Raw genomic sequence first — 26,413 nt, 5'->3', positions numbered from 1 at the left:
GCCTTTTTTTATTTGCGCGCCAGCAGGGTGGCGCGGCGTGGGGCAGGCAGGCCTTCGATGGTCTTGCTGTGGTCGTTAGGGTCGAGGAAGTCGCCCAGCGACTGGTAGCGCATCCACTCGGTGCTGCGCTGCTCCTCGACGCTGGTCACACTCACATCGACGCAACGCACATCGCTGAAGCCGGCACGGCGCAACCAGCGCGCCAGGGCGGGTACCGACGGCAGGTACCAGACGTTGCGCATCTGCGCGTAGCGGTCCTCGGGAACTAGCACCTGGTTTTCATCGCCCTCGATCACCAGGGTTTCCAGAACCAGCTCGCCCCCTTTGACCAGGCAGTCCTTGAGCGCCAGCAGGTGCTCGATGGGGGAGCGGCGGTGATAGAACACGCCCATGGAAAACACGGTGTCGAAGCCTTCCAGATTGGCAGGCAGCTCTTCAAGGGCGAAGGGCAGGTGCCAGGCCGGCAGCTCCGGCAGGTACTGCTGCACGGCCTGGAACTGGCAGAAGAACAACCAGTTGGGGTCGACACCGATCACCATCTCGGCGCCGGCACCGAGCATGCGCCACTGGTAGTAGCCGTTGCCACAGCCGACGTCGAGCACGCGTTTGCCCTTGAGGTCCAGGTGCGGGCCTACCCGCGACCATTTCCAGTCCGAATGCCATTCGGTGTCTACGTGCACGCCAAACAGATCGAACGGCCCTTTTCGCCACGGCGACAGGCCCATCAGTGCCTGACGCATCTGCGCGCGGGTAGCGTCGTCGCAGTCGCAGTCCAGGCGCAGCCCGTTGACCAGGTCGATTTCACTGGGTTTCAGGGCAGGCAGGGCGTCGAGCGCACCGCGCCAGCGGTCGAGGTCGCCGTGGCCTTTCTCCAGCTTGGCTTCCAGTTGCGCTTGCAGGCCTTGTGACCAGGAAGCCAGGGGCGTGCCCGCCAGGCGGCGGACGAGGGGGGACAGATCGATCATGGCAGGGCTATCAACGAGGCGAAGTTAAGGCATTGGAACCAGGGCACCACTTTGGAGAAGCCGGCGGCGCGCAGGCGTTCTTGATGGGCTTCGAGCGTGTCGGGGCGCATCACGTTTTCGATGGCGCTGCGCTTCTGGGCGATTTCCAGTTCGCTGTAGCCATTGGCCCGCTTGAAATCCAGGTGCAGTTCATTGAGCAGGTCCTGCGCTTGCTCATCGGCGAAGCGCAGTTTCTCCGAAAGGATCAGCGCACCACCCGGTAGCAGTGCCTGGCGGATGCGCCCGAGCAGTTCCAGGCGCTGGTCGGGGGCGATGAACTGCAGGGTGAAGTTCATCGCCACTACCGAGGCGGGCTCGAAGGGCAGGGCGAGGATATCGGCTTCCAGCACATCCACCGGCAGCAACTCCTGGAACATCGAGTCCTGGGCGGTGAGGTACTGGCGGCAGCGCTCGACCATGGCCGCAGAATTGTCCACCGCGATCACCCGGCAGCCGTCGCTGCGCACGTGGCGGCGCAACGACTGCGTGACTGCACCCAGCGAGGCGCCCAGGTCGTACAGCGCGGTGTGCGGCTGGGCGAAGCGGGCGGCCAGCACGCCGAGGTTTTCGACGATGGTTGGGTAACCGGGCACCGAGCGCTTGATCATGTCCGGGAACACGCGCACCACGTCTTCGTTGAAAACGAAGTCGGGCACCTGTTCCAAAGGTTGGGAGAAAAGGCGGTCGGGTTGTTTGCTCACGGCGAATCCAGGCGGCTGGTGATAGGCAGGGGGCGCATTCTAGCCAAACCGCAGCCTGGATGCATGGTCGGCTGACCAGCGCTGTGCGTTCAATTGACCCGGATGGCGCAATCGAAGGTCTGCACCGGGCGTACTTCCGGAGCCCAGGGTTGCTGGTAGACCAGTACCAGCTGGCCGTCGCCGGTAGCTCGGGCCTGGAACCGCCAGGTCGAAATACCCGAGCTGCCGACGATACCGGCGTCTTCCGGCGCGCTGTAAACCTCGGGGCCAAGGCTTTGCAGCACGTTGGGTGCCGGGTTCTGTACCAGCCAGCGGTAGCCGGTGGTCGGGTTGCTGGGCAGGGTGAGGGTCAGCATCTGACCGACCTGCAGGCGCTTTGGGCATTCACTTTCGGCGTCCAGTTCTACGGGCTGCGTGGGGTGTTGCGTGCAGGCAGAAAGCAGGGCAAAGCTCAGGGGAACGAGCAGACGAGGGGCGGTCATGTTGGCTCCGGGGGGCTGACGATGACCTGAGGATAACCGATGATCGACGAGTTTTGTGTTGCCAGTGCCGGCCACTTCGAAGCCAAAGCCGCGAAGTGGCCGGTGCAGGTTAGAACAGGACTTTGGCCACGTCGGCAAAGCGCTTGGCAAAATGCACTGTCAGGCCTTCGCGCAGGTAGTCCGGCAGTTCCTCGAAGTCGCCACGGTTAGGCTCCGGCAGGATCAGTTCGAAGATCTTCTGCCGGCGCGCCGCAATCACCTTCTCGCGCACCCCGCCAATCGGCAGCACCTGGCCGGTGAGCGTCAGCTCGCCCGTCATGGCCACGCCCTTCTTCGGTGCCTGGTCGCGGGCGAGCGACAACAGGGCACTTGCCATGGTGACCCCGGCACTCGGGCCGTCCTTGGGCGTGGCGCCTTCAGGAACGTGCAAGTGGATGAACGCTTCGTTGAAGAAGCCAGGGTCACCGCCAAACTGCTTGAGGTTGGAGCTGACGTAGCTGTAGGCAATTTCGGCCGACTCTTTCATCACGTCACCCAGTTTGCCGGTCAGTTTGAAGCCGCGGTTGAGGGTGTGGATGCGGGTTGCCTCGATCGGCAACGTGGCGCCGCCCATGCTGGTCCAGGCCAGGCCGGTGATCACGCCTTTGCCCGCCAGTACCTGCTCACTGCGGAACACCGGTATGCCGAGTGCGGCTTCCAGGTCCTTGGTGCCGATCTTCAGCTTGGCTTCGGGGTTTTCCAGCAGCTTGACCACGGCCTTGCGCACCAGCTTGCCCAGTTGCTTCTCCAACTGGCGCACGCCCGCCTCGCGGGCATAGCCTTCGATCACCAGGCGCAGGGCGCTGTCGCTGATGCTCAGGCTGGTCTTTGAAACGCCCGCTTTTTCCAGTTGTTTGGGCCACAGGTGGCGCTTGGCAATGGCCAGTTTTTCCTCGGTGATGTAGCCGGACAGGCGGATCACTTCCATGCGGTCGAGCAACGGCCCGGGGATCGAGTCGAGGGTGTTGGCGGTGCACACGAACAGCACTTTGGACAGGTCAAGGCGCAAGTCGAGGTAGTGGTCGAGGAAGTCGACGTTCTGCTCCGGGTCGAGGGTTTCCAGCAAGGCGGAAGCCGGGTCACCCTGGTAGCTCTGGCCCATCTTGTCGATCTCGTCGAGCATGATCACCGGGTTCATCACTTCGACGTCTTTCAAGGCCTGTACCAGCTTGCCAGGCTGGGCGCCGATGTAGGTGCGGCGGTGGCCCTTGATTTCGGCTTCGTCACGCATGCCGCCAACGCTGAAGCGATAGAACGGCCGGCCAAGCGACTCGGCGATGGACTTGCCTATGCTGGTCTTGCCCACCCCGGGCGGGCCCACCAGCAGCACGATCGAGCCACTGATTTCGCCTTTCCAGGCCCCCACGGCGAGGAATTCGATAATGCGTTCCTTGATGTCGTCGAGGCCGGCATGGTGCTGGTCGAGGACTTTGCGCGCATGCTTGAGGTCGAGCTTGTCCTTGCCGTACACGCCCCATGGCAGGGCGGTGGCCCATTCGAGGTAGTTGCGGGTGACGGCGTACTCGGGCGAACCGGTTTCGAGAATGGCCAGTTTGCCCATCTCTTCATCCAGGCGCTTGCGTGCCTGGGGCGGCAGGGTCTTGCCTTCCAGGCGCTGTTCGAACTGTTCAAGGTCGGCGCTGCGGTCGTCCTTGGTCAGGCCCAGCTCCTGCTGGATGACCTTGAGTTGCTCCTTGAGGAAGAACTCGCGCTGGTGTTCGCCGATCTGCCGGTTCACCTCGGCCGAGATCTCGTTCTGCAGGCGCGCGACTTCCACCTCTTTGCGCAGCATCGGCAGGACCTTTTCCATGCGCTTGAGCATGGGCACGCAGTCGAGTACTTCCTGCAACTGGTTGCCGGTTGCCGAAGTCAGCGCGGCAGCGAAGTCGGTGAGCGGTGAGGGGTCGTTGGGGCTGAAGCGGTTGAGGTAGTTCTTCAGCTCTTCGCTGTACAGCGGGTTGAGCGGCAGCAGTTCCTTGATCGCGTTGATCAGGGCCATGCCGTAGGCCTTGACCTCGTCAGTCGGCTCGGCGGGCTGGCGCGGGTATTCAACTTCGACCAGGTAGGGGGGGCGGTGGTGCTTGAGCCAGTTGCGGATGCGTACCCGGGTCAGGCCCTGGGCGACGAACTGCAGTTTGCCGTTTTCGCGGCTGGCATGGTGCACCTTGACCAGCGTGCCGTACTGCGGCAAGGCCGAGGTGTCGAAATGGCGATGGTCTTCTGGCGGGGTGTCCATGAAGAACAACGCCAGGCAGTGGTCGGGTGACTTGGCCACCAGGTCGAGGGTTTCTGCCCAAGGTTCTTCATTGACGATGACCGGGAGTACCTGGGCCGGGAAGAACGGGCGGTTGTGGATCGGGATCACGTAGACCTTGTCCGGCAGCTGCTGGCCGGGCAGGGCGAGGGCGTGGCCGGTTTCGGCCTGGGTGGTGTGCTCGACTTCGCTGTGTTCGTCGGGGTGTTCCGGGAAATCCTGCTGGTCGCTCATGGGGCACCTGCGTGAATGACTATGGTGCTTAGATGGGGCGCAGGGGAATCGGTTTCAATGGTAGACGAAGGGAGCAGGGGAGGGTTTCATCTGTGATTGCCTGCACCGGCCTCATCGCCGGCAAGCCAGCTCCCACAGGTAACCCACCATTTTCAAGGTCGGTGCAATACCTGTGGGAGCTGGCTTGCCGGCGATGAGGCCGGTACAGGGGAATGAGCCCTGCAAGCAGGGCTCGGTAACTTAGTCAGCGAGTTTGTAAGCGATGATGTAATCACCCATTTTGGTGCCCAGCGAGCCATGGCCGCCAGCAGTCACCAGCACATACTGCTTGCCATCCTTGCCGGTGTAAGTCATCGGCGTGGCCTGGCCACCCGCTGGCAGGCGGGCACTCCACAGTTCCTTGCCGTTGTTCACGTCATAAGCACGCAGGTACTGGTCGAGGGTGCCGCTGAGGAAGCCGACGCCGCCTGCGGTAACGATCGAACCGCCCATGCTCGGCACGCCAACCGGCAGGCCGATCGGTACCGGGGTGCTGTCGCGGGTGGTGCCGTTCTTGTGCTTCCACACCACCTTGTTGGTGAACAGGTCGATGGCGGCGACATAGCCCCAGGCCGGGGCCTGGCACGGTACGCCCAGCGGCGACATGAACGGGTGCATGGTCACCGCGTACGGCGCGCCAGTATTGGGCTGCACGCCGCTGGTCTCGCTTTCGCGCTTGCTGCCTTCGGCGACCTGCTCGCGCGGCACCATCTTCGACACGAAGGCCATGTAGTTGGGCGAGGTGAACAGCAGTTGGCGCACCGGGTCGACCGACACGCTGCCCCAGTTGAAGACCCCCACGTTACCCGGATAGATCAGCGAGCCCTGCTCGGATGGCGGGGTGTACTGGCCTTCGTAGCGCAGTTCGCGGAACTGGATGCGGCACAGCATCTGGTCGAACGGCGTGGCGCCCCACATGGCCTGTTCGGTCAGCTCAGGGCCGAGCAGATTGAGGTCGGAGCGGGCCTGGGTCGGCGAGGTGTGGTCGCCCTTCACTGCGCCTTGCGGGGTGGGGATTTCGCGGATCGGCACGATCGGCGTACCGTCGCGGCGGTCGAGCACGTACAGGCTACCTTGCTTGGTCGGCACGATGATCGCAGGTTTCACGCCATCGTCAGTCTTCAGGTGGACCAGGGTCGGCTGGCTGCCGACGTCCATGTCCCACAGGTCGTGGTGGGTGAACTGGTAGTTCCAGCGGGCCTTGCCGGTGGCCAGGTCCAGGGCGACCACGCCGGCGCTGTACTTCTCGGCGCCCGGGGTACGGTCGGCGCCCCACTGGTCCGGGGTCTGGTTGCCCAGCGGCAGGTAGATCATGCCCAGGTCTTCGTCGACGCTGGCGATCGACCACATGTTGGCCGAGTTGCGGCTGTACATCTTGCCTGGGGCCAACGGCTTGGTGTCTTCCGGGTTGTTGCTGTCCCAGTTCCACACCAGGTGGCCGTCGTGCACATCGTAGGCGCGGATGACGCCCGACGGCTCGTTGGTCGACTCGTTGTCGGTGACATGGCCACCGATGATCACCAGGTCACGGGTGACAGCGGCAGGCGAGGTGGAGTAGTAGCCGCCGGCAGTGAACGGGCCGATGCCGGTGGTGAGGTCGATCACGCCCTGGTTGGCGAAGCCTTCGCACACTTTGCCGTTGTCGGCGTTGATGGCGATCAGGCGAGCATCTGCGGTAGGCAGGTACAGGCGGCGCGGGCAGGCCTGCGCCACGGCTTGGCCTGCGTCGGTAATTTTCGGTACCGGGCTGCCGTCGCGGCTGACGTAGCGGTTTTCGTCATAGTACGAAACGCCACGGCATGTCATGTGGGCAAAGCCTTTGAAGGTGCCGGTCGGGCTCTTGACCTGCGGGTCGTAGCGCCAGATTTCTGCGCCGGTGTCCGGGTCCAGGGCCAGCAGGCGGCTGTGTGCGGTACAGGCGTAGAGCATGCCGTTGACCTTCAGCGGGGTGTTCTGGTTGGTCAGCTCCACAGGGTCGTTTTCGGTCGGCAGGTCGCCGGTGCGGATACGCCAGGCTTCTTCCAGGCGGTAGGCATTCTGCGGGGTGATCTGGCGCAGCGGCGAATAGCGGTCGCCATGCTCGGTGCGGCCGTAGGCCTGCCACTCGCCGTCAGGCATGGCCGGGGCGGCGCTGGCCATTTCGCTGCTTTCGCGGCCCAGTTCGCCGAACACTTCGCCGGGGTGGGTGAACTGGCTGCCCAGGGCACATGCCCCCGAAGCAACCACGGCAACGCCCAGCAGTGCAGTGTTGGCCTTGCTGGCCGGGCCGGTCAACGGGCGACGTGCCCATGGCAGCAACAGCACCACGCCGATGGCAAACCAGATGGCCAGACGTGGCACCAGTTGCCACCAGTCCAGGCCCACTTCGAGCAGGGCCCACACGGTGCTGCCCAGCAGCACCAGGCCATACAGGCCCAACGCAATGCGGCGCTGGGCCAGCAGCAGGATGCCCGAAAGGGCAAAGCCGATACCGGCGATCAGGTAGTACAGCGATCCGCCCAGCTGGCTCAGTTTGATACCGCCGGCCAGCAGGGCCAGGCCCATCAGCAACAGCAGCGCGCCGATCAGGCGAGGTAGCCAGCGGCTTCCTTGGTTGGCACCTTCAGTGCTCATCGTAGGTTCTCCGTCAGGTCAAAAAGGGGGTTAGAAACTGCTCTGGATCTTCAGGCCGCCGACCAGGGCGCCATCCACCTGCGACACCCCGCCCGGGTGGCGGATGTACTGCAGGTTGGGGCGCACCGTGAGCCAGTCGGCCAAATGGATGCCGTAGTACAGCTCGGCGCTGTACTCGGTGTCCTGCACAGGCAGGAAACCGGGGTTGTCGTAGTCGTAGAGCCCGGCGGCCTGGTTGGCCAGGCGGGCGTTCTTGCGGTAGGCAGGGTTGACGTGCACGCGGGCGACGGCGAAACCGATGTCGTCCTTGGCGCGGGCGTCGAAAGGCCCTTTGTATACCAGTCCTGCCTGCACATAGTTGTCGATGGCATTGGTCTTCTTGTCATGCACCGTGGCGTTGGCGAACAGGCTCAGGCCACGCGACTGGTCGGAGGCCAGCGAAGTTACCTGCTGCTGGGCGCCGAGCCACATGCCGTGCTTGCTCGAACTGCTGCGGTAGGCGGCGCCGCTGACGGCGGCCGGCTGGCCGTTGCTGTCCTTGAGAACATCCTGTGCCTTGGCATTACTGTAGTAGTAGCCGGCGCGATATTCCCCTTTCAGGCCTTGGATGCGTGGGGTCCATACCAGTTCGATCGGCATTACCGCGCCCTGGGTGCCGCTGCCGCTGAGCTTGAAGCCGTTGCCCGATTCCAGGTTGGAGGGGTTCTGCTCGAACACGCCGACCTGGGTGTAAAGCTCGTCGCTGAGGTTGTAGCGCACGCGCAGAGCCCACTGGCTGACCGGCCAGTTGTACCAGATGCCACCCACCCAGTTGCCCACCTGCGAGCCGCAGAAGGCCAGGTTCTGGAAGTCGCAAGGGAAGCTGTTGAAGTCCTCGCCTTCGCCGAAGCGGCCGAATTTCACGTCCAGCGCACCATCGAAGTACTTCTGCTTGATCCACATCTGCGTCAGCCTCCAGGTTTCGCCACGGCCCCAGACTTCCTGGGCCGAGGTGAAGCCGCCAACGCGGGGGTCGTTGATGCGGTCGTTGCTGATGTTGTCGCCGTGGCGCTCGGTGATGGTCAGCTGGAATTCGGCGTCTTGCCAGCCGAGGATCTTGTCCAGGTCCAGGTGGCTGCCAAAGGTGAACTGGTCGCTGTAGCGCGCGGTACGGTCGTGGTCGTAGCCACCGTGCAGGTTGCTGCCCATCTCCCCGGTGTAGCCGAGGGTGAAGTCGTAGCCTTTTTCCAGCAATTCGCTGCGGGTGCCGCCCCAGTCGCCGAGCATCCATGGGGAGTCGCTGGCAAACATTTCGCTGGCGGCGGCGGGTGTCGCCAAGGCGCTGAGGGCAAGGCCGATGTAACAGGTTTTGGGCAGTTGAAGCATGAGATAGCGCTATCTTTTGATTGTTGAAAAAACGGCAAGCGCATCGAAGGGCAGGCCCTTCAATGGATATGGCGACAAGATGGTTTCAGTGAAGCGATTCAGCTTCAGGCGGGGAGGATATAGCGGAAGTTGTAAGAAAAAAAGACAAATTGTCGCAGGGGATTGTTGTTCAGCGGGTAACAATAGTCTGAAGGGGGCTGCTTTGCAGCCCATCGCCGGCAAGCCAGCTCCCTCAGAATTGCGCTAGCACTGAGGACAGTGCAGTACCTGTGGGAGCTGGCTTGCCGGCGATTGGGGCGCAAAGCGCCCCCGCGATTTCAGAAGGTGGTACGCAACCCCACTTCCACACTGCGCCCCGGAGCCGGTGCGATATCGCGCAGGATCGAGCTGGCATAACGCACGGTCTGGTCGGTCAGGTTTTCGCCGCGCACAAATGCCAGCCACTGGCTCTGGCCAATGTCAAAGCGGTAACCCACGCTCGCCCCCAATGTGGTGTAGCCATCGGTGCTGGTTTCGTTGGCCGGCTTGCGGTGCTGCGATGCCGCATGTTGCACATCTACCCGCGCCTGCCAGCGGTCCAGTTCCCATACCAGGCCGCTGTTCAGGCGCAGCGGGGCGATGCGTGGCAAAGGTTCGCCGCTGTCGAGGTTCTTGGCCCGGGTGTAGTCACCGGACAACTCCAGCGAGAAGCTGCCGTAGCGGTTCTCGACCAGCTGCCAGCGATCCTGGGCCTCGATGCCGTAGAAGCGCGCGCGCACGCCCTGGTACTGGTATTCCGGGAAGCCCTCGTGGTCATGATCGTGGTCGTGGTCATCCTCGCCATGGTCGTGGTCATGCCCGCCCTCGCGCAGGTTGCCGGTGCCGATCAGCCCGATGTAGTTGCGGAAGTGGCTGTAGAACACCCCGACACTGCCTTTGTGGGTGCCATTGTCGAAGCGCAGCGCCAAGTCGGCGGAAATGGCCTTTTCCTTGTTCAGGCTGGCGTCACCCACTTCAAAGGCGCCGGTGGCCACATGCGCACCATTGGCGTACAGCTCGTAGAAAGTCGGGGCGCGCTCGGTGTAGCCAAGGTTGGCGGCCAGCGACCAGATCGGGTCGAGCTGGTACACCGCACCGGAAGACAGGCTGAACGCGTTGAAGCTGCTGGCGCTGTCGGCATCGACGAAGTTTTCGTTGCCTTTGGCGTCCGGGTCTACCCGGGTGTGCTCCAGGCGTGCGCCCAGGCTCAGGTTCAGCCGCTCTGTGGCCTGCCATTGCTCCAGCATGAACAGCGCCAGGCTGTCGGTGTTGGTGTGCGGGACAAAGGCTTCCTCGCCGAGGGCAGAGAATTCGTTGCGGCTGACCTGGGCACCGATCACCCCCTCCACCGGGCCGAGCGGTTGATGGCGGGCTTCGATACGTGCTTCGTAGCCCTTGTTCTTGAAGGTGGTGTGCACCTCGCCTTCTTCGATCTCGCTGTGTTCGTAATCTGTATAGCCAGCATCGACCTTGACCGAGCTGAACGGGCCGTCCAGGTCGCGCAGCTCGGAGGCGAAGGCGTAGTGGTCCTGTTTCATGTCCAGGCGCACACCGGACTCTGCCACCGAGCCGTAATTGCTGTCGTAGCCGCTGTACGACAGGCCGGCGTAACCATGATCCCAGTGATAGGCACCACCGACTGCACCGCCGTCCTGGCGGCCGTCGCTGTTTTCCAGGCGGTGTTTGCTGCCGGGCTCATCGGCGTCACGCACCTTGGAACTGCGGGCGTAGCCGGGGATGCGCAGGTCGTTGAACTGACGGCTGTTGGCATCCAGGTGCAGGGCGAAGGCACCGTTACCCGCCTCCAGCTTGCCGGCGCTGCTGCGCGTGGTGTCGGCGCCACCGTAGCGCAACTCACCGGCACCGTGGATGCCTTCGATCGGTGCATCCGGGATGCGGTTGTCGAAGGTGTTGACCACGCCACCGATGGCGTTGCCGCCGTAGAGCAGGGCGGCCGGGCCGCGGACGATCTCGACGCGGTCGACAGTGACCGGGTCCAGCGGCACGGCGTGGTCATAGGACAGCGACGAGGCATCCAGCGCGCCGACGCCATTGCGCAGGATGCGAATGCGGTCGCCGTCCAGGCCGCGGATTACCGGGCGGCTGGCGCCAGGGCCGAACCAGGTCGAGGCGACACCGGGCTGCTTGTTGAGGGTTTCACCGAGGCTACCGTGCTGTTGCTGCAGCAGGTTGTCGCCTTCGAGCACGGTGCTGGGGGCGGCCAACTGGCGGTTGCCCAATGGGTTGGCGGTGATGACCTGGGGTTCGAGTTCCACGGCCTGGCTGGGCGACGCAGCCAGCCAGAGCGCGACGGCAAGGGGGGAGAGGCGAAGCGGTGAGTACAGCATGGGGATGGGGCGTTCCTTGGCAGATGCTTTTATAGTGTTACAACATAACATAACTATTTCAGCACAGAGGTTTTGCCCCTGGCCAGCATTTTTTCTGTGGGCTTGACGCATCCCACCCGCCACTACACTCGTGTAAGGTGCGCATCTTTCCTACGGAGCACAGCATGAGCACGGCCCAACACAACGCGCTGCACGGCAAGACCCTTGAACAGATCCTCACCGAGCTGGTGGCGCACTACCAATGGCAGGGCCTGGCCGAGCGCATCGATGTGCGTTGCTTCAAGAGCAACCCCAGCATCAAGTCGAGCCTGGCCTTTTTGCGCAAGACGCCGTGGGCGCGAGAAAAGGTCGAGCAGTTGTACGTGAAGCTGCAGCGCAAGGCCTGATATGCCGCGCCGCCCCTGGCTGACCGGCATGGCCGTGCTGGGCTGGTTCGGCCTGACCGTGCAGGTATACCTGGTGCTGCTGGCGCGCTGGCAGGAACAGGCCAGCCTGATTGGTGGCCTGATCAATGTGTTCGGCTATTTCACCGTGCTGACCAACACCTTGGTGGCGACGGTGCTCAGTTATGCCGCGTTCGGTCGTGAAGGCCGCGCCAGGCGCTTCTTCCTGTCGCCGTCGGTGAGTGCTGCAGTGGCAGCCAGCATCGTGCTGGTGGCGCTGGCCTACAGCGTGTTGCTGCGCCACTTGTGGCACCCGCAAGGCTGGCAGTGGCTGGCGGACGAGTTGCTGCACGATGTGATGCCGCTGCTGTATGCCTTGTACTGGTGGTGCGAGGTGCCCAAGGGCAGCCTGCGGCTATGGCACCTGGCAGTGTGGGCGATGTACCCGGCGGTGTATTTCGCCTATGCGCTGTGGCGGGGGAGCGAGATTGGCGTATACGCCTACCCCTTCATCGATGTGGCGAGCCTGGGGTATGGGCAGGTGATGCTCAATGCCCTGGGGGTGCTGGCGGGGTTCTGGGGGATCGGGTTGGTGCTGCTTGGGCTGGATCGGTGGCGCGGGGTGCGGAAATTTGCTTAGCCTGTGCTGGCCTCTTCGCGGGTAAACCCGCTCCCACAGGTACTTCACAAACCTTTAGGGCAGTGGAGTACTTGTGGGAGCTGGCTTGCCGGTGATGGGGCCGGTGTAGGCAACCAAGATCACTCGTCGTCCGCAGTCCCGTCGGCACGCCAGTAGGCCGCAGCCTTCAGCGCATCCTCAGGCACCCCTTTTTCCAGCAACAGCGCCTTGGCCTGGCGGGTCAGGGCTTTTTCCAGCGCCACCCAACCATACAACCGGCCTTGCGGCAAGGTCAGGTTATTCACCAGTTCCAGCAAATCTTCTTGCTGGCGACGCACCCAGATGACTTCGACCTGTGCCTTGCTCGGCAACGGCTGGCGCTCCTGCTCGTCTTCGATCTGGATCACCGCCAGCACCTGGCGGCCAGCCGGCAGTTCGTCCAGGCGCCGACCAATCGCCGGAATGGCGGTTTCGTCACCGATCAGCAGGTAGCTGTCGAACATATCCGGCACTACCAGCGAGGCCCGTGGCCCGGCGATGTCCAGGGTTTGCCCCGGGGTGGCCTGGGCGGCCCAGGTGGAGGCTGGGCCGTCACCGTGCAGCACGAAGTCGATGTCCAGTTCATTGGCCACCAGGTCGATGCGCCGTGGCGTGTACTCGCGCATGGTGGGCCGTGCGCCACCGTCCCGGCCCATATTACGGGCCTCGATGGCCTGTTGTTGCTCCGGCGTTTCGGCGAACAGCAGCTTGATATGGTCGTCACTGCCGACGCTGCTGAAACCTTGCAGTTCGGCACCGCCGAGGGTGATGCGGCGCATGCGTGGGGTCAGCTCGGTGACGCGCAGTACCTGCAGACGGCGTTGGCGGATCTCGTGGTTGACGCGGTGGATGGTGTCACTCATGGGAAGTCTCCCCGACAGGGTCGGCCGGCCCGGAGGCGATGGCCTTGGCGGTATGGTTGAGCAAGTCGCGGACCCGCTGGATTTCTTCCGGAGTCCAGCGGCCGCTGTGCATGTGCAGTGCGTGGCGCAGGTTGCCGACCGCTTCATGGATTTCAGGCGGGCGGTCGTGGCCGCGCAGGGCGCGTTTGCTGACTTCGATGCGCATGCGCACGCCGTCCAGGGCGATAGCCTGCTCGGCCAGGGCGCTGCGCCCGGCGTCGGTGATGGCATAGAGGCGTTTGCTGCCCTGCACCTGGCCGCTGATCAGCTCGGCCTCTTCAAGAAAATTCAGCGTGGGGTAGATCACCCCTGGGCTTGGGCTGTAGCTGCCGTCGAACAGGTTTTCGATCTGGCGGATCAGGTCGTAACCGTGGCCGGGCTGCTCGGCCAGCAGGTCCAGCATCAGCAGCTTGAGGTCACCGGGGGCGAAGACGCGTGGGCCGCGCTCGCCGCGGCCGGGGCGCCGCTCGAAGGGGTCATGGGGGGTGTGTTCACGCATGGGGGCAGGGCTCCGTCGTTTGCGATATATCGTAAGATACTACTCAAGATATATCTAAAGACAACCCCTTTAATGCAGATGATTATCATCTAGTCATTCGATACGTTCCCTGCAGGCGGTGGCGTATGTACCGCAACCTGCGGCGGTTTGCATTCATTCGGATTGCCCGGCTGCAGGTATGGCATGAGGATCGGGGCCATGCCCTTGAGCACCTGCACCGGCAGCGCCGAGGTGAATTTGAACGCTTCTGCCGAGCGCCCAGGCACAAAGGCAGTGAGGGTGCCGAAGTGGTTGTCGCCCAGGAAGAACACGAAGGTGGCGGTGCGGTTCAGCGAGCGCGAGCCAATCAGCCGACCGCCGGCGCCGAAGCTTTCGATGCGGTTGTCACCGGTACCGGTCTTGCCCCCCATCACCAGTGGCGTGCCGTCCTGCAGCTTGAAACTGCCGGAAATACGCCGCGCAGTGCCTGCATCGACCACCTGCGACATGGCGCCTTTGAGTGCGCGTGCCACTTCCACCGGCAGAATCCGCACGCCCCGGTCTGGGTCGGTGATCAACTTGGTTTCATAAGGTGTGTTGGCTGCAAAGTGCAGGGTGTCGATGCGCAGGGTGGGCAGTCGGATGCCGTCGTTCTGGATGATGCCGACCAGTTCGGAGAGGGCGGCGGGGCGGTCGCCCGAACTGCCGATGGCGGTGGCCAGGGAGGGCACCAGGTGGTCGAATGGATACCCCACGCGTTTCCAGCGCTGGTGGATGTCGAGGAAGGCTTCGATCTCGACCATGGTGCGGATGCGGCTGTCGCGTGCCCCTTGGTGGCGGCTCTTGAACAGCCAGCTGTACACCTCCTGGCGCTCGAAGCGGCTGGCGTTGACCATTTCGGTCAAGGTCGAGCTCGGGTTTTTCAGCAGGTAGCCAAGCAGCCACAGGTCCAGCGGGTGGACCTTGGCAATGTAGCCCTGGTCGGGCAGGTCGTACTTGCCCGGGCCATAGGCGTCATACATCTCTGACAGGCGGCCGTCGGTCAGCTTGCCCAGGGTAATCTTGTCGCCCTTGAGGTGGGCACGTACGAAGGCATTGAAGGTTTCCTGCCCTGCTTCGGGGAACAGGTAGCGGTGCACCGCCGCCAGCCGTTGCGGGGTTACGCGCATGCTGTCCAGGAAGGTGTCCAGGCGCTGCTGTGAGGTCTTGCGCTGGTATTTCTTCCAGAAGCGCATCAGGTAGTTGGTGCCTTCCTTGTCGGCGAAGCGGGCCAGGTATTCCTGGCGGCGAGGGTCGGCGTCGTCCTTGAGCAGCGGCACGCGGTTGTACGGCTGCTGGTAGGTCACGTAGCGCACCAGGTCGCGCATCAGGCGAATGAACGGCAGGTTGATCGATTCGCGCAGCGCATCCTTGAGCGTCGGGTTGCGGCTGTTGTCTTCCTTGCGGAAGTTGTTGAACACGTGCATGCCGCCGCCTGTGAAGAAGGCTTCACCGGTATTGGCGGAGTACTTGCGCTCCAGCGCGGCGTCGAGCATGGCGTCCAGGCTCTGGTTCTTGCTGTTCTGCGTCAGCCATTCCAGCGACCACTGGGTGATGCGGTCGAGTTCGGCGACTTCGACCTTCTTCAGCTCGGCAGCGGGTTTGCCGGCGTACTTGTCGTGCAGTTCGGCGATGATCTCCAGGTACGTGGTCAGCACCCGCAACTTGGCGGTGGAGCCGAGTTCCAGCTTGCTGCCTTCGTTGATGTCGAAGGGCTGGTTGGTGCTGTCGGTCTGCACCCGTACCCGCGAGCCGTCGGCGGTGCGCTCGAACAGGGTGAAGCTGTAGCTGACCTGGTCGGTGGTCTTGGTGGTGAGCAGGCGCTCGCCGATCAGCCCCATCTGCGCGGCAAACTCCGGGTCGGCAAGGTTTTTCAGGTACTGGCTGACCTGCAGTTGCAGGTCGGCCTGCAGGGTACTGGTGGCCGATACATCGAGGCGGTCGAGGTCGTACAACGGGCGGTTGAGCATGGCTGCCAGGCGGTTGCGCGCCAGGCTGATGCCCTTGTTGGTAACTATCGGCACGATGGTTGGCTGCGCTACCCAGTCGCGGTAGACCGCCTTGCTGGCCAACGCGGCTTCGGCCAATGGCTGCTCGATCACCTTGTTGGCGGCGAGCACGCGGATGTGCGAATCGGTGAGTTCGGCCAACTCCACCCGGCCCTTGGACAAGTAGTGGGACGGGCGGCGCTGGGCAATCATCAGCGACAGCACCTGGCGCAGGGCAAGGCCGCGTGCAGCCATGCTTTCGGCGTCAGTGGCGGTGGAAGTCAGGGCCTGGTTGACCTGGTCGAAGTCGGCGCCGTACCACACCCGCAAGCCTTCGGCCATGCCGTGCACTTCGCCGTGCCCGGGCACGGCCGACAGCGGCACACTGTTGAGGTAGTCGCGCACGATGCGCTGGCGTGCCTCGGTGGTATCCGGGCCGCCCTGGTAGGCGCGCACGCTGGCAGAAATCATCTGGCGGATTTTCTCGGCACCGGACACGGTCAGGCCGTCCGGTGAGTGGCGATACTTCTCCAACTGCGTGGCCAAGGTGCTGCCACCCGCGGACTGGCCGGGCAAGGCCAGGTACTTGGCCACCTGGCTGTAGGCGGCCTTGGCGAAGCGTGGCCAGTCCACGGCCGGGTTGTTGCGTGGGTCCTGGGTATCGAGCAGGTCGCGGTTCTCGATGAACAGCAGGCTGTTGACCATCACCGCCGGGATTGCGGCAAAGTCCGGGTACAGGTGCTGTGGGTAGTTGTACTGGTACAGCGTGTCGCCGCGGCAGTCGGTGATCGACAGGCCGGCCTGGATCTTCTCGATATAGGGGGCGAACAGCCCATGATCGACGTAGTTCATCAGCGCGGGTGAGAACCTGACCTGCTCAGTGATCAGGTAGTCGCGCTTGAGCAGGCGTGGCAGGAATTCGCCCAGGGCGCTGTAGCCAAGGCGCCTGTCGAACGGCCCGTCACCGGGATAGATGATTGCATCACTAGGGCCGGGCTCCAGCGAGTAGGTCAGGGTACCGGCCAGTTTGCTGAACTCGCGTGATTGCAGTTCGGAGGTGCGGAATTCGTCATATGCAGCGAAGCCGATGGCCACCAGCGCCACCAGCAGGATGAGGATGATCAGCCGCCACCATAGCCGACGCTGACGGGGGGACTTCGGTTGTGGCGTCTCGGCCGGAGGTATCTCGGGTGCTTCCGTTCTGCTTGGTTCCGATTGCCACAGTGCGCCCATAGTCTTCAATCCGGCCAGGTGTTTTCGTCTTGCTTGACTGAAGCTTAGACGTTGAGCGGGTGAGGTGAAAATTTTGTAGGAGGTGGAGAAAAGCGGGGTAGGGCTATGCGGCTTTGGTGTGGGTTTCTTGATACGGCGATGTTGTTATGGTGCCGGGGCAGCTTTCAGGGCCGCTGCGCCCGCCAGAAAACTTGCTGATTATTCCTGTATATACAGCGAAAATCCCTGCAACGGTCTTCCTATACTGCTCGGCCCCTTCGCCCTGCCGGGCGCTCTACCCCGGCACACGGGCCGGCCCACGAGGCCAGCCTGGCAAGCCTACGTCACGCCTATCGGCATGGCCGGTGCTGCACGAAGGTCAAATCCAATAACAAAATGAGGTTGTATTGCTATGCCAGTCGGCAACCACTCTGCCCATGGCCAGGCCAATGAAGGCGGCCCGCTCAAGCGTGAACTGGGCGAACGGCACATCCGCCTGATGGCGCTGGGCGCCTGTATCGGCGTCGGTCTTTTCCTCGGTTCGGCCAAAGCCATCGAAATGGCCGGCCCTGCCATCATGCTGTCCTACATCATCGGTGGCCTGGCCATCCTGGTGATCATGCGCGCCCTTGGCGAAATGGCCGTGCATAACCCCGTCGCCGGCTCGTTCAGCCGCTATGCCCAGGACTACCTCGGCCCGCTGGCGGGCTTTCTCACCGGCTGGAACTACTGGTTCCTGTGGCTGGTGACCTGCGTTGCCGAAATCACTGCGGTGGCCATCTACATGGGCATCTGGTTCCCCGATGTACCGCGCTGGATCTGGGCCCTGGCGGCCTTGGGCAGCATGGGCGCGGTCAACCTGGTGGCAGTGAAGGCCTTTGGCGAATTCGAGTTCTGGTTCGCCCTGATCAAGATCGTCACCATCATCGCCATGGTCCTTGGCGGCATCGGCGTCATTGCCTTCGGCTTCGGCAATGACGGTGTGGCGTTGGGTATCTCCAACCTGTGGAGCAACGGTGGTTTCATGCCCAATGGCGTGACCGGCGTGCTGATGTCGCTGCAGATGGTGATGTTCGCCTACCTGGGTGTGGAAATGATCGGCCTCACCGCCGGCGAAGCACGCAACCCGCAAAAGACCATCCCGCAGGCCATCGGCTCGGTGTTCTGGCGCATCCTGCTGTTCTACGTCGGCGCGCTGTTCGTGATCCTGTCGATCTACCCGTGGAACGAAATCGGCAGCCAGGGCAGCCCGTTCGTCATGACCTTCGAGCGCCTCGGCATCAAGACCGCCGCCGGCATCATCAACTTCGTGGTAATCACCGCGGCGCTGTCTTCGTGCAACGGCGGCATTTTCAGCACCGGGCGCATGCTCTACAGCCTGGCGCAGAACGGCCAGGCCCCGGCGGCCTTCGCCCGCACCTCGAAAAACGGCGTACCGCGCAATGCGCTGCTGCTGTCGATTGGCGCGCTGCTGCTGGGCGTGCTGGCCAACTACCTGGTGCCGGAAAAGGTGTTTGTGTGGGTCACGTCGATTGCCACCTTCGGTGCGATCTGGACCTGGGTGATGATCCTGCTGGCGCAGCTCAAGTTCCGCGCCGGCCTGACTACCGCCGAGCGCAAGGCGCTGAAGTACCGCATGTGGCTGTGGCCGCTGAGCTCATACCTGGCGCTGGGTTTCCTGGTGCTGGTGGTTGGCTTGATGGCGTACTTCGAGGATACCCGTGTGGCCCTGTACATTGGCCCGGCGTTCCTGGTGCTGCTGACGGTGCTGTACTACGCGTTCCGTCTGGCGCCGAAAGACGTGCAAGGTGTAGCCAGTACTGCTTCCTGATCTGAAACCTCTGGGGCCGCTTTGCGGCCCCAGGGCTCTATCAGGCCGCCACTTCGCTGTGCGGCTCAAAGCTGTCGGCCCGGGCGAGCTGCCACATGCGCGAATAGAATTGCCCATCCACCTCGCCGGTCAGCAACTCCCCCGGCTTCAAGAACACATGCATCTGCGAGAACAGCTTGATCTCGGTGGCCGAGACGCGCCGCACCAGGTGCTTGGCCTCCAGCTGCGCCGGGTGCTCCAGGCCCGCCGCCGCGAGCATCTCGGCCAGGGCACGCAATGTGTTGTGGTGGAAGTTCAGCACCCGTTGGGCCTTGTCCGGCACCACCAGGGCGCGCTGGCGCAGCGGGTCTTGCGTGGCCACGCCGGTCGGGCACTTGTTGGTGTGGCAGCTTTGCGACTGGATGCAGCCAATGGCGAACATGAAGCCGCGCGCCGAGTTGGCCCAGTCGGCACCGATGGCCAGCACGCTGGCGATGTCGAAGGCGCTGACGATCTTGCCGCTGGCCCCTAGCTTGATCTTGTCACGCAGGTTCAGGCCAACCAGCGTGTTGTGCACAAACAGCAGGCCTTCGCGCAGCGGTACGCCGATATGGTCGGTGAACTCCACCGGTGCGGCGCCGGTACCGCCTTCCTTGCCATCGACGACGATGAAGTCGGGCAGGATGCCGGTTTCCAGCATGGCCTTGGCAATGCCCATGAACTCCCACGGGTGGCCCAGGCAGAATTTGAAGCCGACCGGTTTGCCGCCGGACAGCTCACGCAGCTGGGCAATGAACTGCATCATCTCGATCGGCGTGGAGAAAGCGCTGTGGCGCGACGGCGAAATGCAGTCTTCGCCCATCAGCACGCCGCGGGTCTCGGCGATTTCCTGAGTGACCTTGTGTTTGGGCAGGATGCCGCCGTGCCCGGGCTTGGCGCCCTGGCTCATCTTGATTTCGATCATGCGCACCTGTGGGCTGCGCGCCTGTGCGGCGAAACGTTCGGGGTCGAAGCGCCCGTCCGGCGTGCGGCAACCGAAGTAGCCGCTGCCCAGCTCCCAGACCAGGTCACCACCATGCTCGCGGTGATAGGGGCTGATGCTGCCTTCGCCGGTGTCATGGTGGAAATTGCCCAGCTTGGCGCCCTGGTTCAGGGCGCGGATGGCATTGGCGCTGAGCGAGCCGAAGCTCATGGCCGAAATGTTGAAGATCGAGGCCGAGTACGGCTGGCTGCACTGCGGCCCGCCGACAATGATGCGGAAGCTGGCCGGGTCGGCCAGCGGCGCCGGGCGCATGGAATGGCCGATGAACTCGAAGCCGGACTCGTACACGTCGATCAGGGTGCCGAACGGTTTGTCCGAGGCTTCGTTCTTCGCCCGGGCATACACCAGCGAACGCTGGGCGCGGGAGAATGGCAGGGCGTCGCTGTCGGACTCCAGCAGGTACTGGCGGATTTCCGGGCGAATGGCCTCGACCAGATAGCGGATATTGCCCAGGATCGGGTAGTTGCGACGTACGGCATGGCGTTGCTGCAGCAGGTCGAACAGGCCGATCAGGCTGAGGATGCCCGTGGTCAGGGTGAACGGCCACAGCCATTCGTGGTGGATGAAGGGCAGGCTCGCCAAGGTGAACAGCACACAGGCTGCGAAGAAGGCATAGCGACTGAGTAGTGACAGGCTCATACAGGGTCCTTGCGATGGCGCGGTCAGGCTCAGGGCCTGGGGGCAAACCCCGACCATAGCCAAGTTGCAGGGCCCTGCAAATTAAAATCGGGGTAGCGAAAATCATTCTCGAATCAGGATCGATGATCCCTGGGTGGACACATACCCTGTGGGAGCGGGTTCACCCGCGAAAGCGGTATTGAGGCCACTGACGCTTTCGCGGGTAAACCCGCTCCCACAGGGGTCGCGCTGCCCATGAACATCTATTCCTCGCTCAGAGCGCGTTACGCAGCAGTTTCTGCCGCCAGATTTCCTGCTCTTGTGCGGGCGCCTCGACCAGATACGTGTAACGCCCGGCCACCCGTACCGCCACCGGTACCCCGTCGCGATACAACAAGCGGTTACCACTCACCGCTGGCACTTTCGCCCCGGGCAGTAACGCGCCGATCAGGTTCAGCGGGTCACTGGCACTCACTACCAGCAACGTCCCGTCCGGGTCGCGGCGGCGCACCTGCCGCAGCAACCCCACCGCCTCCGGCAAGGCGAACTGTTCACCCGCCAGCCCGGCAATGAAGCGCCCGCCACGGATCTCGCCACGCGCCTCCAGCCGGTGATAGCAGCGCAGCAGTTCACGCCAGGGCGGCAGAACATCACTCTCGCGCTCCAGCAGCCGCCAGCAGATCACCCCATAGCGGCGCAGCAGGGTGCGAGCAACGTCCTCCAGCCGCTGGTCGTGATCCGGCGGCGTATCGCTGCGGCGCAGCAGTGCCCAGCGCCCGGCATGCGCCATGCTGCTGGAAAGCGGCGGGTGACCTCGGCGGCTATTACGTGAACTGCGCTTGGCCGCAGGCGTGATCAGGCTGCGCAAGCCGGTGAAACTGTCAGCGCCGACCAGGCCCGAGCCCACCAGTTCCTGCAGCGCGGTTTCCAGTTCGCTGGGCAGCAGGTGCGCCTCCTGCGCCAGTTCATCGAAGAACAGCGCCCCCTGGATTTTCAGCGCTTCGTACACACGTTGCGCACGCAGGCCAAGGGCATCCACCGTTGGTGCGGGCGCCAGGCTGCGCCATGTGTTCAGCTGGTCGCGCGGCAGCAGCACCACAGGGGTACTCGATAGGGTGCTGCTCGCCACCGTTGCCGCCAGCCGGCTCCAGGCGACCTGGCCGCTGCGGCAGGCATCGTCCAGCCAGTGCGGGCTGTAGTCTTTGATGCGCGAAGGCAGCAGTTCCGCCTCCCACGCCCCGGCGGCGCTGGGGAACCCCTGCAATTGGCCCAGTACTTCGGCCACCGCCTGCGGGCCACGCAGGCGCTCGTCGGGCGCCAGGCGCTGCCAGTCGAACAGAAAGCGCATGAAGTCCTGCAGGCTGACCGGTTCGATCTCGCGGCGCAGGCGCTTGACCGTGTAGCGGTGAATGCGCGCCAGCAAATGGCGTTCGCACCATTGCAGGTCGGTGGCACCAGGGCTGAAGTGCCCGCGCAGCACATAGCCTTCGGCTTCCAGGCGGGCCAGCGCCTGTTCGATGGCTTGCAACGGCTTGCCAAGCGGTGCCGCAATCTGCGTCGCGGTCCTGGGGCCATGGCCACTCAGGCGGGCACGTAACAGTTCACTCAGGGCAAGGTCCGGGTCGATGGCCTGATCAAACCCTGGCAACACCTGCAACGCAGGCTCTATTAGAGCATCCGAATACAGCACCTTCAGCAGGCCCAGTCGCTCACGCGCCAACCACAGTTTCTCGTCCGCCAGGCGCAAGGCCCGCCCGTTCTTGGCCAGTTGCCTGAGCAGCAGGTCCCAACTGGCATTGCCTTGCACTTCAGCTTGGCTGATCGCGCCCAGGCCCATCAGCGCTTCGTGCATTTCGTCGGCATTGCCCGGTTGCGGCCAGGCTTCGGCCGCGACGGCGGCAATGGCATCAGCGTCCAGGGCGCCCAGGTCGTCGCCACTGCGCACTTCGCTCCAGCGTCGGTTGAGCACAGCCTGGGTGCGCCGTTCTTCCAGCGGGGCATCGTCCAGAAAAGCGTACGGCCTGGCGTTGAGAATGGCCGACGCCAGTGGCGAAGGGGCGGGCAGGTCGCGGCACAGCAGGCGTACCGCCCCGCTTTCCATGCGTCGCAACAGAGCCAGCCAACCTTCACTGTCCATCGCCTCGTGCAGGCAGTCGTCGAGTGTTTGTTCGACCAACGGGTGATCGGGTATCTGCCGCTCGCCGGCGATGTTCTCCAGGCAGGCGATCTGGTCTGGGAACACGGCGGCCACCAGGTCTTCGCTCTTCATGCGCTGGATCTGCGGCGCTACCTTGCGCCCGCCCACGAAGCGTGGCAGCGCCATGGCCACGCCAGCGTTCCAGCGCCAGCGCACGCCAAACAGCGGTGCATCCAGCAGGGCCTGGACGAGGATCGGCTCGGCGCTGCGGCTGTTCAGGTAACGCCACACCTCGTCCAGCTCGAAGCTGTGGCTGGTCGACAGTGAAAGTACGATGGCATCTTCGCTGGCGGCAGCCTGCAGCTCGAAGTTGAAGGTGCGGCAGAAGCGCTTGCGCAAGGCCAGGCCCCACGCGCGGTTGATGCGGCTGCCGTAGGGTGAATGGATGATCAGTTGGGTCCCGCCCGACTCATCGAAAAAGCGCTCCATCACCAGCGTGTCCTGCGAAGGCAGGGCGCCAAGCACATCGCGGGTGCGGGCCAGATAGTCGAGCAACTGGCTGGCGCTGTCTTCGCCCAGTTCAAAGGTAGCCTGCACCCAGGCGAGTACCTTCAACCTGTCGCCGTCAGCCTGATCCAGTTGCTGGTCGATTCGCGCCTGCAGCCGGGCTACGGCGGCAGACAGCTCGTCACTGCGCCCCGGCGCTTCACCCAGCCAGAACGGAATGGTCGGCGGCAGGCCATGGGCATCTTCCACCCGTACGCGGCCCGGCTCGACGCGCAGGATGCGATAAGAGGCGTTGCCCAGCTGGAAGATATCGCCGGCAATGCTTTCCACGGCAAAGTCTTCATTGACGCTGCCGATGTTCAGCGCCTGCGGTTCCAGCAGCACGGTGTAGTCGGCGTTGTCAGGGATGGTGCCTCCGCTGGTCAGCGCCGTCAGTTGGCTGCCACGACGGCCGCGCAGCGTGCCGCTGACCGCATCGCGGTGCAAATAGGCGCTGCGGATGCCCTGGCGGCCGTTAAAGCCCTCGGCGAGCATGGTGAGCAGCGCCTGGTAGTGGCGCTGGTCGAGCTCGGCATAGGGAGTGGCCTGGCGCAGGCAGTCGAACAGGGCTTGTCCGTGCCAGTCCTGGTTGCTGGCTTCGGCGACAATCTGCTGGGCCAGTACGTCCAGCGGTGCCCGGGGTATGTGCAGCTCGTCCAGTTCGCCTTGGCGCACGCAGTCCAGCAGGGCCACGCATTCGATCAGGTCATCGCGTGAGGTGGGGAACAGGCGCCCCTTGGGCACACCGTCAACCTGGTGGCCGGCGCGGCCAACCCGTTGCAGGAAGGCGGCAATCGAACCCGGCGAGGCGATCTGGCACACCAGGTCGATATCGCCGATATCAATGCCCAGCTCCAGCGAAGCGGTGGCTACCAGCACCTGCAAATGGCCGCTCTTAAGCCGCTGCTCTGCATTCAGGCGCAACTCCTTGGACAGGCTGCCATGGTGCGCGGCTACCGCCTCCTTGCCCAGCCGGTCGCTGAGGTGACGGGTGATGCGCTCGGCAAGGCGCCGGGTGTTGACGAATACCAGCGTAGTGCGGTGTTCGCGCGCCAGGGTGGCCAGGCGGTCGTAGACCAGGCCCCAGACATCGTTGGCCATCACCGCGCCCAGTGGCACCGGCGGCACTTCGATAGCCAGATCGCGTTGGCGCGCATGGCCTACATCGACGATGGCGCAGGGGCGCCCGCTACCGGCCAGAAACTCAGCCACCCGCTCGACCGGGCGTTGTGTGGCGGACAGCCCGATGCGCCGCAGTGGCCGTTTGCACAAGGCTTGCAGGCGTTCCAGGGTCAGCGCCAGATGGGCGCCCCGCTTGTTGCCGGCCAGGGCGTGGATTTCGTCGACGATTACCGTATGCACAGTACCCAGGCCTTCACGGCCTGAAGCAGAGCCCATCAACACGTACAGCGATTCTGGGGTTGTCACCAGAATGTGCGGGGCCAGCTTGCGCATGGCGACACGTTCCTTTTGTGGCGTGTCGCCCGTGCGTACGGCCGTGGTGATGCGTGGGGCTTTCAGGCCCTGGTCTGCGAGGGCCTGGCTGATGCCTTCGAGCGGGGCTTGCAGGTTGAGGCGGATGTCGTTGGACAAGGCCTTCAGCGGCGAAACGTAGATCACCTGGGTTTGCGCGGGCAGTTCGCCTTGGTGCTCCAGGCCTTCACGGAACAGATCGTCGAGCACCGCCAGGAAAGCACTGAGGGTTTTGCCCGAGCCCGTCGGCGCGGCGAGCAGCATCGACTGGCCGGCGTGGATCAGCGGCCAGGCTTGTGCCTGGGCTTCAGTGACCGTGGCGAAATGGCGACGGAACCAGGTGCGCACGGCAGGGTGAAACAGCTCGAGCACCGGGTGGTGTTTGGCGGGCAGGTTCATGTGTTGGTTATGGAGGGTACGCCGCGGGTTGGCAAGGGGCCGTTCGTCGCGGATGCTATGTTGCCTGCGCCGGCGATAGGGCCGGCGCAGGCGATATCTTCTTTGATTTCTCAAGTGAGCTGATCCATGCCGAACATAATCCGCATCGCCGCCGCCCTGCTGATCGACCCTCAGGGCCGGACCCTGCTGGTGCGCAAGCGCGGCACCGTCGCTTTCATGCAGCCAGGCGGCAAGATCGATGCCGGTGAAACGCCGGTGCAGGCACTGGTGCGCGAGTTGCACGAGGAGCTGGGCTTGCACATCGACCCGGCCCAGGCCGTGCACCTGGGCCAGTTCAGTGCCCCAGCCGCCAACGAGCCAGGCTTCGAAGTGCAGGCCGAGCTGTTCCGTGTCGACAGCGCCGCAGCCGTGGTCCCGGCTGCGGAGATCGAAGAGGTTGTCTGGCTGGCCGCTGACCAGGCGCCCGTCATGCAACTGGCGCCGCTGACCCGCGACCTGATCCTGCCGCTGTACCGCCAGGCACTCAACGCACCGCGCTGACCCCATCGAGGGTGGCGAACGAGGTGTCTTTGGCGGTCAGCAAAAAGTCGCGCATGTAAGGCGCATCGAGCATGTCGGTGCGCACGGCGGCATAAAGGGTGGCGAACAGGCCTTTCTCACCCAGGCGTTTGCCCTTCACATAGCCGCGCGAGCTGTACTCGTGCAGTGCCCAGTGCGGCATGCCGCATACCCCACGGCCGCTGGCTACCAGCTGCATCATCATTACCGTCAGCTCCGAGGTGCGTACGGCGGCCGGCTCGATGTCGGCCGGCTCCAGGAAGCGGGTGAAGATGTCCAGGCGGTCGCGCTCCACCGGGTAGGTGATCAGCGTCTGGTCGAGCAGGTCTTGCGGCACCATGTAAGGCTTGCTGGCCAGCGGGTGCTGGTTGGCCACCGCCAGCATTGCCTCGTAGGTGAACAGCGGCACGTACGTGATGCCTGCCAGGTCCACCGGGTCGGAGGTTACCACCAGGTCCAGGTCACCGCGGGCCAGTGCTGGCAGGGGGGCGAAGGCAAAGCCGGAGGCCAGGTCCAGCTCAACTTCCGGCCAGGCATCGCGGAACTGGTCGATGGTCGGCATCAGCCACTGGAAGCAGCTGTGGCATTCGATGGCCATGTGCAGGCGCCCGGCAGTGCCACCGGCCAGGCGTGCGATGTCACGCTCGGCGCCGCGCAGCAGTGGCAGGGTGGCATCGGCCAGTTGCAGCAGGCGCAGCCCGGCGCTGGTGAAGCGGATCGGCTTGGTCTTGCGCACGAAAATGGGCAGGCCCAGGCGCTCTTCCAGCTCCTTGAACTGGTGCGACAGCGCCGACTGGGTCAGGTGCAGGCGCTCGGCGGCCTCCACCAGGCTGTCGGCTTCGCGCAGGGCATGAAGGGTTTTCAGGTGACGGATCTCCAGCACTGCTGACTCCGGGGTGTAGGTTTGAAGAAACAGGGAATGAGTTGAGTTTCTCTCATGTTGACGCAGCTGTCGACTGGGCGTTCGGCCGCACCGCCTGGCGGGAGTCATGAAACTGTCACCGAACTGTGGCAGCGCGCCCGAACAGAATTCATCAGACTCGCGCTCTACTGGGGATCTGCATTCTGGTGTT

The 26,413-nt window shown here is 64.0% G+C and carries 17 protein-coding genes; 4 read left to right on the top strand and 13 right to left on the bottom strand.

Translation table 11 applies throughout. The features are described from left to right. Positions 1-8: 8 nt before the first annotated feature. The 7 genes from cmoB to WF331_RS24210 form a co-directional block, all read right to left on the bottom strand. Positions 9-965 (bottom strand): tRNA 5-methoxyuridine(34)/uridine 5-oxyacetic acid(34) synthase CmoB, encoded by a 957-nt coding sequence (gene cmoB / locus WF331_RS24240; protein WP_049276343.1) that lies wholly within the window; start codon positions 963-965, stop codon positions 9-11. Further along, entirely contained in the window at positions 962-1,705 is a 744-nt protein-coding gene (cmoA, locus tag WF331_RS24235) for a carboxy-S-adenosyl-L-methionine synthase CmoA (RefSeq protein WP_016498182.1), read from the bottom strand. The genes cmoB and cmoA overlap by 4 nt, the downstream gene beginning before the upstream one ends. Positions 1,706-1,794: 89 nt before the next feature. Next, a complete protein-coding gene (locus WF331_RS24230) occupies positions 1,795-2,187 on the bottom strand; it encodes a protease inhibitor I42 family protein (protein ID WP_016498183.1) in 393 nt (130 codons plus the stop codon). A 109-nt stretch (positions 2,188-2,296) separates the two neighbouring features. Next, positions 2,297-4,714 carry an endopeptidase La gene (gene lon / locus WF331_RS24225; RefSeq protein WP_016498184.1) on the bottom strand — a complete coding sequence of 806 codons (2,418 nt, stop codon included), beginning with the start codon at positions 4,712-4,714 and terminating at the stop codon, positions 2,297-2,299. Between the two features lie 240 nt (positions 4,715-4,954). Continuing rightward, positions 4,955-7,366, bottom strand: a complete 2,412-nt coding sequence (locus tag WF331_RS24220) for a glucose/quinate/shikimate family membrane-bound PQQ-dependent dehydrogenase (protein ID WP_016498185.1) — start codon at positions 7,364-7,366, stop codon at positions 4,955-4,957. Positions 7,367-7,396: 30 nt separating this feature from the next. After that, entirely contained in the window at positions 7,397-8,731 is a 1,335-nt protein-coding gene (locus tag WF331_RS24215) for a carbohydrate porin (RefSeq protein ID WP_016498186.1), read from the bottom strand. A 317-nt stretch (positions 8,732-9,048) separates the two neighbouring features. Next, the gene (locus tag WF331_RS24210; protein WP_241799937.1) at positions 9,049-11,097 is read right to left on the bottom strand and encodes a TonB-dependent receptor; all 2,049 of its coding nucleotides are present in this window, start codon (positions 11,095-11,097) and stop codon (positions 9,049-9,051) included. Between the two features lie 164 nt (positions 11,098-11,261). Here WF331_RS24210 and WF331_RS24205 point away from each other — a divergent pair, with 164 nt between their 5' ends. Together WF331_RS24205 and WF331_RS24200 are read left to right on the top strand one after the other, a co-directional pair. Beyond that, positions 11,262-11,483: a VF530 family protein gene (locus WF331_RS24205; RefSeq protein ID WP_016498188.1), complete on the top strand. Its 222-nt coding sequence runs from the start codon at positions 11,262-11,264 to the stop codon at positions 11,481-11,483. Between the two features lies 1 nt (position 11,484). After that, on the top strand, positions 11,485-12,120 hold the full coding sequence (locus tag WF331_RS24200) for a Pr6Pr family membrane protein (RefSeq protein ID WP_016498189.1): 636 nt from the start codon (positions 11,485-11,487) through the stop codon (positions 12,118-12,120). A gap of 119 nt (positions 12,121-12,239) precedes the next feature. Here WF331_RS24200 and WF331_RS24195 read toward each other — a convergent pair whose 3' ends face one another. The 3 genes from WF331_RS24195 to WF331_RS24185 all read right to left on the bottom strand — a co-directional run bounded on the left by WF331_RS24195 (position 12,240) and on the right by WF331_RS24185 (position 16,778). After that, positions 12,240-13,001: a siderophore-interacting protein gene (locus tag WF331_RS24195; RefSeq protein WP_284399277.1), complete on the bottom strand. Its 762-nt coding sequence runs from the start codon at positions 12,999-13,001 to the stop codon at positions 12,240-12,242. Next, positions 12,994-13,539: a PadR family transcriptional regulator gene (locus WF331_RS24190; RefSeq protein WP_016498191.1), complete on the bottom strand. Its 546-nt coding sequence runs from the start codon at positions 13,537-13,539 to the stop codon at positions 12,994-12,996. Before WF331_RS24190 ends, WF331_RS24195 begins: the two co-directional genes overlap by 8 nt. An 89-nt stretch (positions 13,540-13,628) precedes the next feature. Further along, positions 13,629-16,778, bottom strand: a complete 3,150-nt coding sequence (locus WF331_RS24185) for a transglycosylase domain-containing protein (protein WP_016498192.1) — start codon at positions 16,776-16,778, stop codon at positions 13,629-13,631. 391 nt (positions 16,779-17,169) lie between these two features. Between WF331_RS24185 and WF331_RS24180 the strand changes: the two genes are divergently transcribed. Beyond that, the gene (locus WF331_RS24180; protein ID WP_016498193.1) at positions 17,170-18,588 is read left to right on the top strand and encodes an amino acid permease; all 1,419 of its coding nucleotides are present in this window, start codon (positions 17,170-17,172) and stop codon (positions 18,586-18,588) included. A gap of 40 nt (positions 18,589-18,628) precedes the next feature. Here the strand turns inward: WF331_RS24180 and WF331_RS24175 are convergent, their stop codons facing one another. Further along, on the bottom strand, positions 18,629-20,248 hold the full coding sequence (locus tag WF331_RS24175) for an FMN-binding glutamate synthase family protein (RefSeq protein WP_232861313.1): 1,620 nt from the start codon (positions 20,246-20,248) through the stop codon (positions 18,629-18,631). Positions 20,249-20,501: 253 nt separating this feature from the next. Continuing rightward, entirely contained in the window at positions 20,502-24,782 is a 4,281-nt protein-coding gene (locus WF331_RS24170; RefSeq protein ID WP_340623363.1) for a DEAD/DEAH box helicase, read from the bottom strand. A gap of 126 nt (positions 24,783-24,908) precedes the next feature. On the opposite strand from WF331_RS24170, the gene WF331_RS24165 reads away from it, so the two are divergent. Then, a complete protein-coding gene (locus tag WF331_RS24165; protein WP_016498196.1) occupies positions 24,909-25,322 on the top strand; it encodes an NUDIX hydrolase in 414 nt (137 codons plus the stop codon). Here the strand turns inward: WF331_RS24165 and metR are convergent. Next, on the bottom strand, positions 25,306-26,223 hold the full coding sequence (gene metR, locus WF331_RS24160) for a transcriptional regulator MetR (protein ID WP_012273904.1): 918 nt from the start codon (positions 26,221-26,223) through the stop codon (positions 25,306-25,308). The two genes, WF331_RS24165 and metR, sit on opposite strands and share 17 nt — an antisense overlap. Positions 26,224-26,413 lie beyond the last annotated feature (190 nt).

The organism is Pseudomonas sp. YNh, from assembly GCF_037993085.1.
Taxonomy (GTDB): domain Bacteria; phylum Pseudomonadota; class Gammaproteobacteria; order Pseudomonadales; family Pseudomonadaceae; genus Aquipseudomonas; species Aquipseudomonas putida.
The sequence above is the reverse complement of the archived record's forward strand: the minus strand, read 5'-3'. Positions and strand labels throughout refer to the sequence as shown.

Bases quoted from the DNA above. Each gene is read 5' to 3' on its own strand.
- cmoB (WP_049276343.1), bottom strand. From the start codon at position 965: ATGATCGATCTGTCCCCCCTCGTCCGCCGCCTGGCGGGCACGCCCCTG.
- WF331_RS24215 (WP_016498186.1), bottom strand. From the start codon at position 8,731: ATGCTTCAACTGCCCAAAACCTGTTACATCGGCCTTGCCCTCAGCGCC.
- WF331_RS24170 (WP_340623363.1), bottom strand. From the start codon at position 24,782: ATGAACCTGCCCGCCAAACACCACCCGGTGCTCGAGCTGTTTCACCCT.
- WF331_RS24195 (WP_284399277.1), bottom strand. From the start codon at position 13,001: ATGAGTGACACCATCCACCGCGTCAACCACGAGATCCGCCAACGCCGT.
- WF331_RS24175 (WP_232861313.1), bottom strand. From the start codon at position 20,248: ATGAGCCTGTCACTACTCAGTCGCTATGCCTTCTTCGCAGCCTGTGTG.
- WF331_RS24190 (WP_016498191.1), bottom strand. From the start codon at position 13,539: ATGCGTGAACACACCCCCCATGACCCCTTCGAGCGGCGCCCCGGCCGC.
- WF331_RS24180 (WP_016498193.1), top strand. From the start codon at position 17,170: ATGCCAGTCGGCAACCACTCTGCCCATGGCCAGGCCAATGAAGGCGGC.
- lon (WP_016498184.1), bottom strand. From the start codon at position 4,714: ATGAGCGACCAGCAGGATTTCCCGGAACACCCCGACGAACACAGCGAA.
- WF331_RS24205 (WP_016498188.1), top strand. From the start codon at position 11,262: ATGAGCACGGCCCAACACAACGCGCTGCACGGCAAGACCCTTGAACAG.
- WF331_RS24200 (WP_016498189.1), top strand. From the start codon at position 11,485: ATGCCGCGCCGCCCCTGGCTGACCGGCATGGCCGTGCTGGGCTGGTTC.
- WF331_RS24185 (WP_016498192.1), bottom strand. From the start codon at position 16,778: ATGGGCGCACTGTGGCAATCGGAACCAAGCAGAACGGAAGCACCCGAG.
- WF331_RS24210 (WP_241799937.1), bottom strand. From the start codon at position 11,097: ATGCTGTACTCACCGCTTCGCCTCTCCCCCCTTGCCGTCGCGCTCTGG.
- WF331_RS24230 (WP_016498183.1), bottom strand. From the start codon at position 2,187: ATGACCGCCCCTCGTCTGCTCGTTCCCCTGAGCTTTGCCCTGCTTTCT.
- WF331_RS24165 (WP_016498196.1), top strand. From the start codon at position 24,909: ATGCCGAACATAATCCGCATCGCCGCCGCCCTGCTGATCGACCCTCAG.
- WF331_RS24220 (WP_016498185.1), bottom strand. From the start codon at position 7,366: ATGAGCACTGAAGGTGCCAACCAAGGAAGCCGCTGGCTACCTCGCCTG.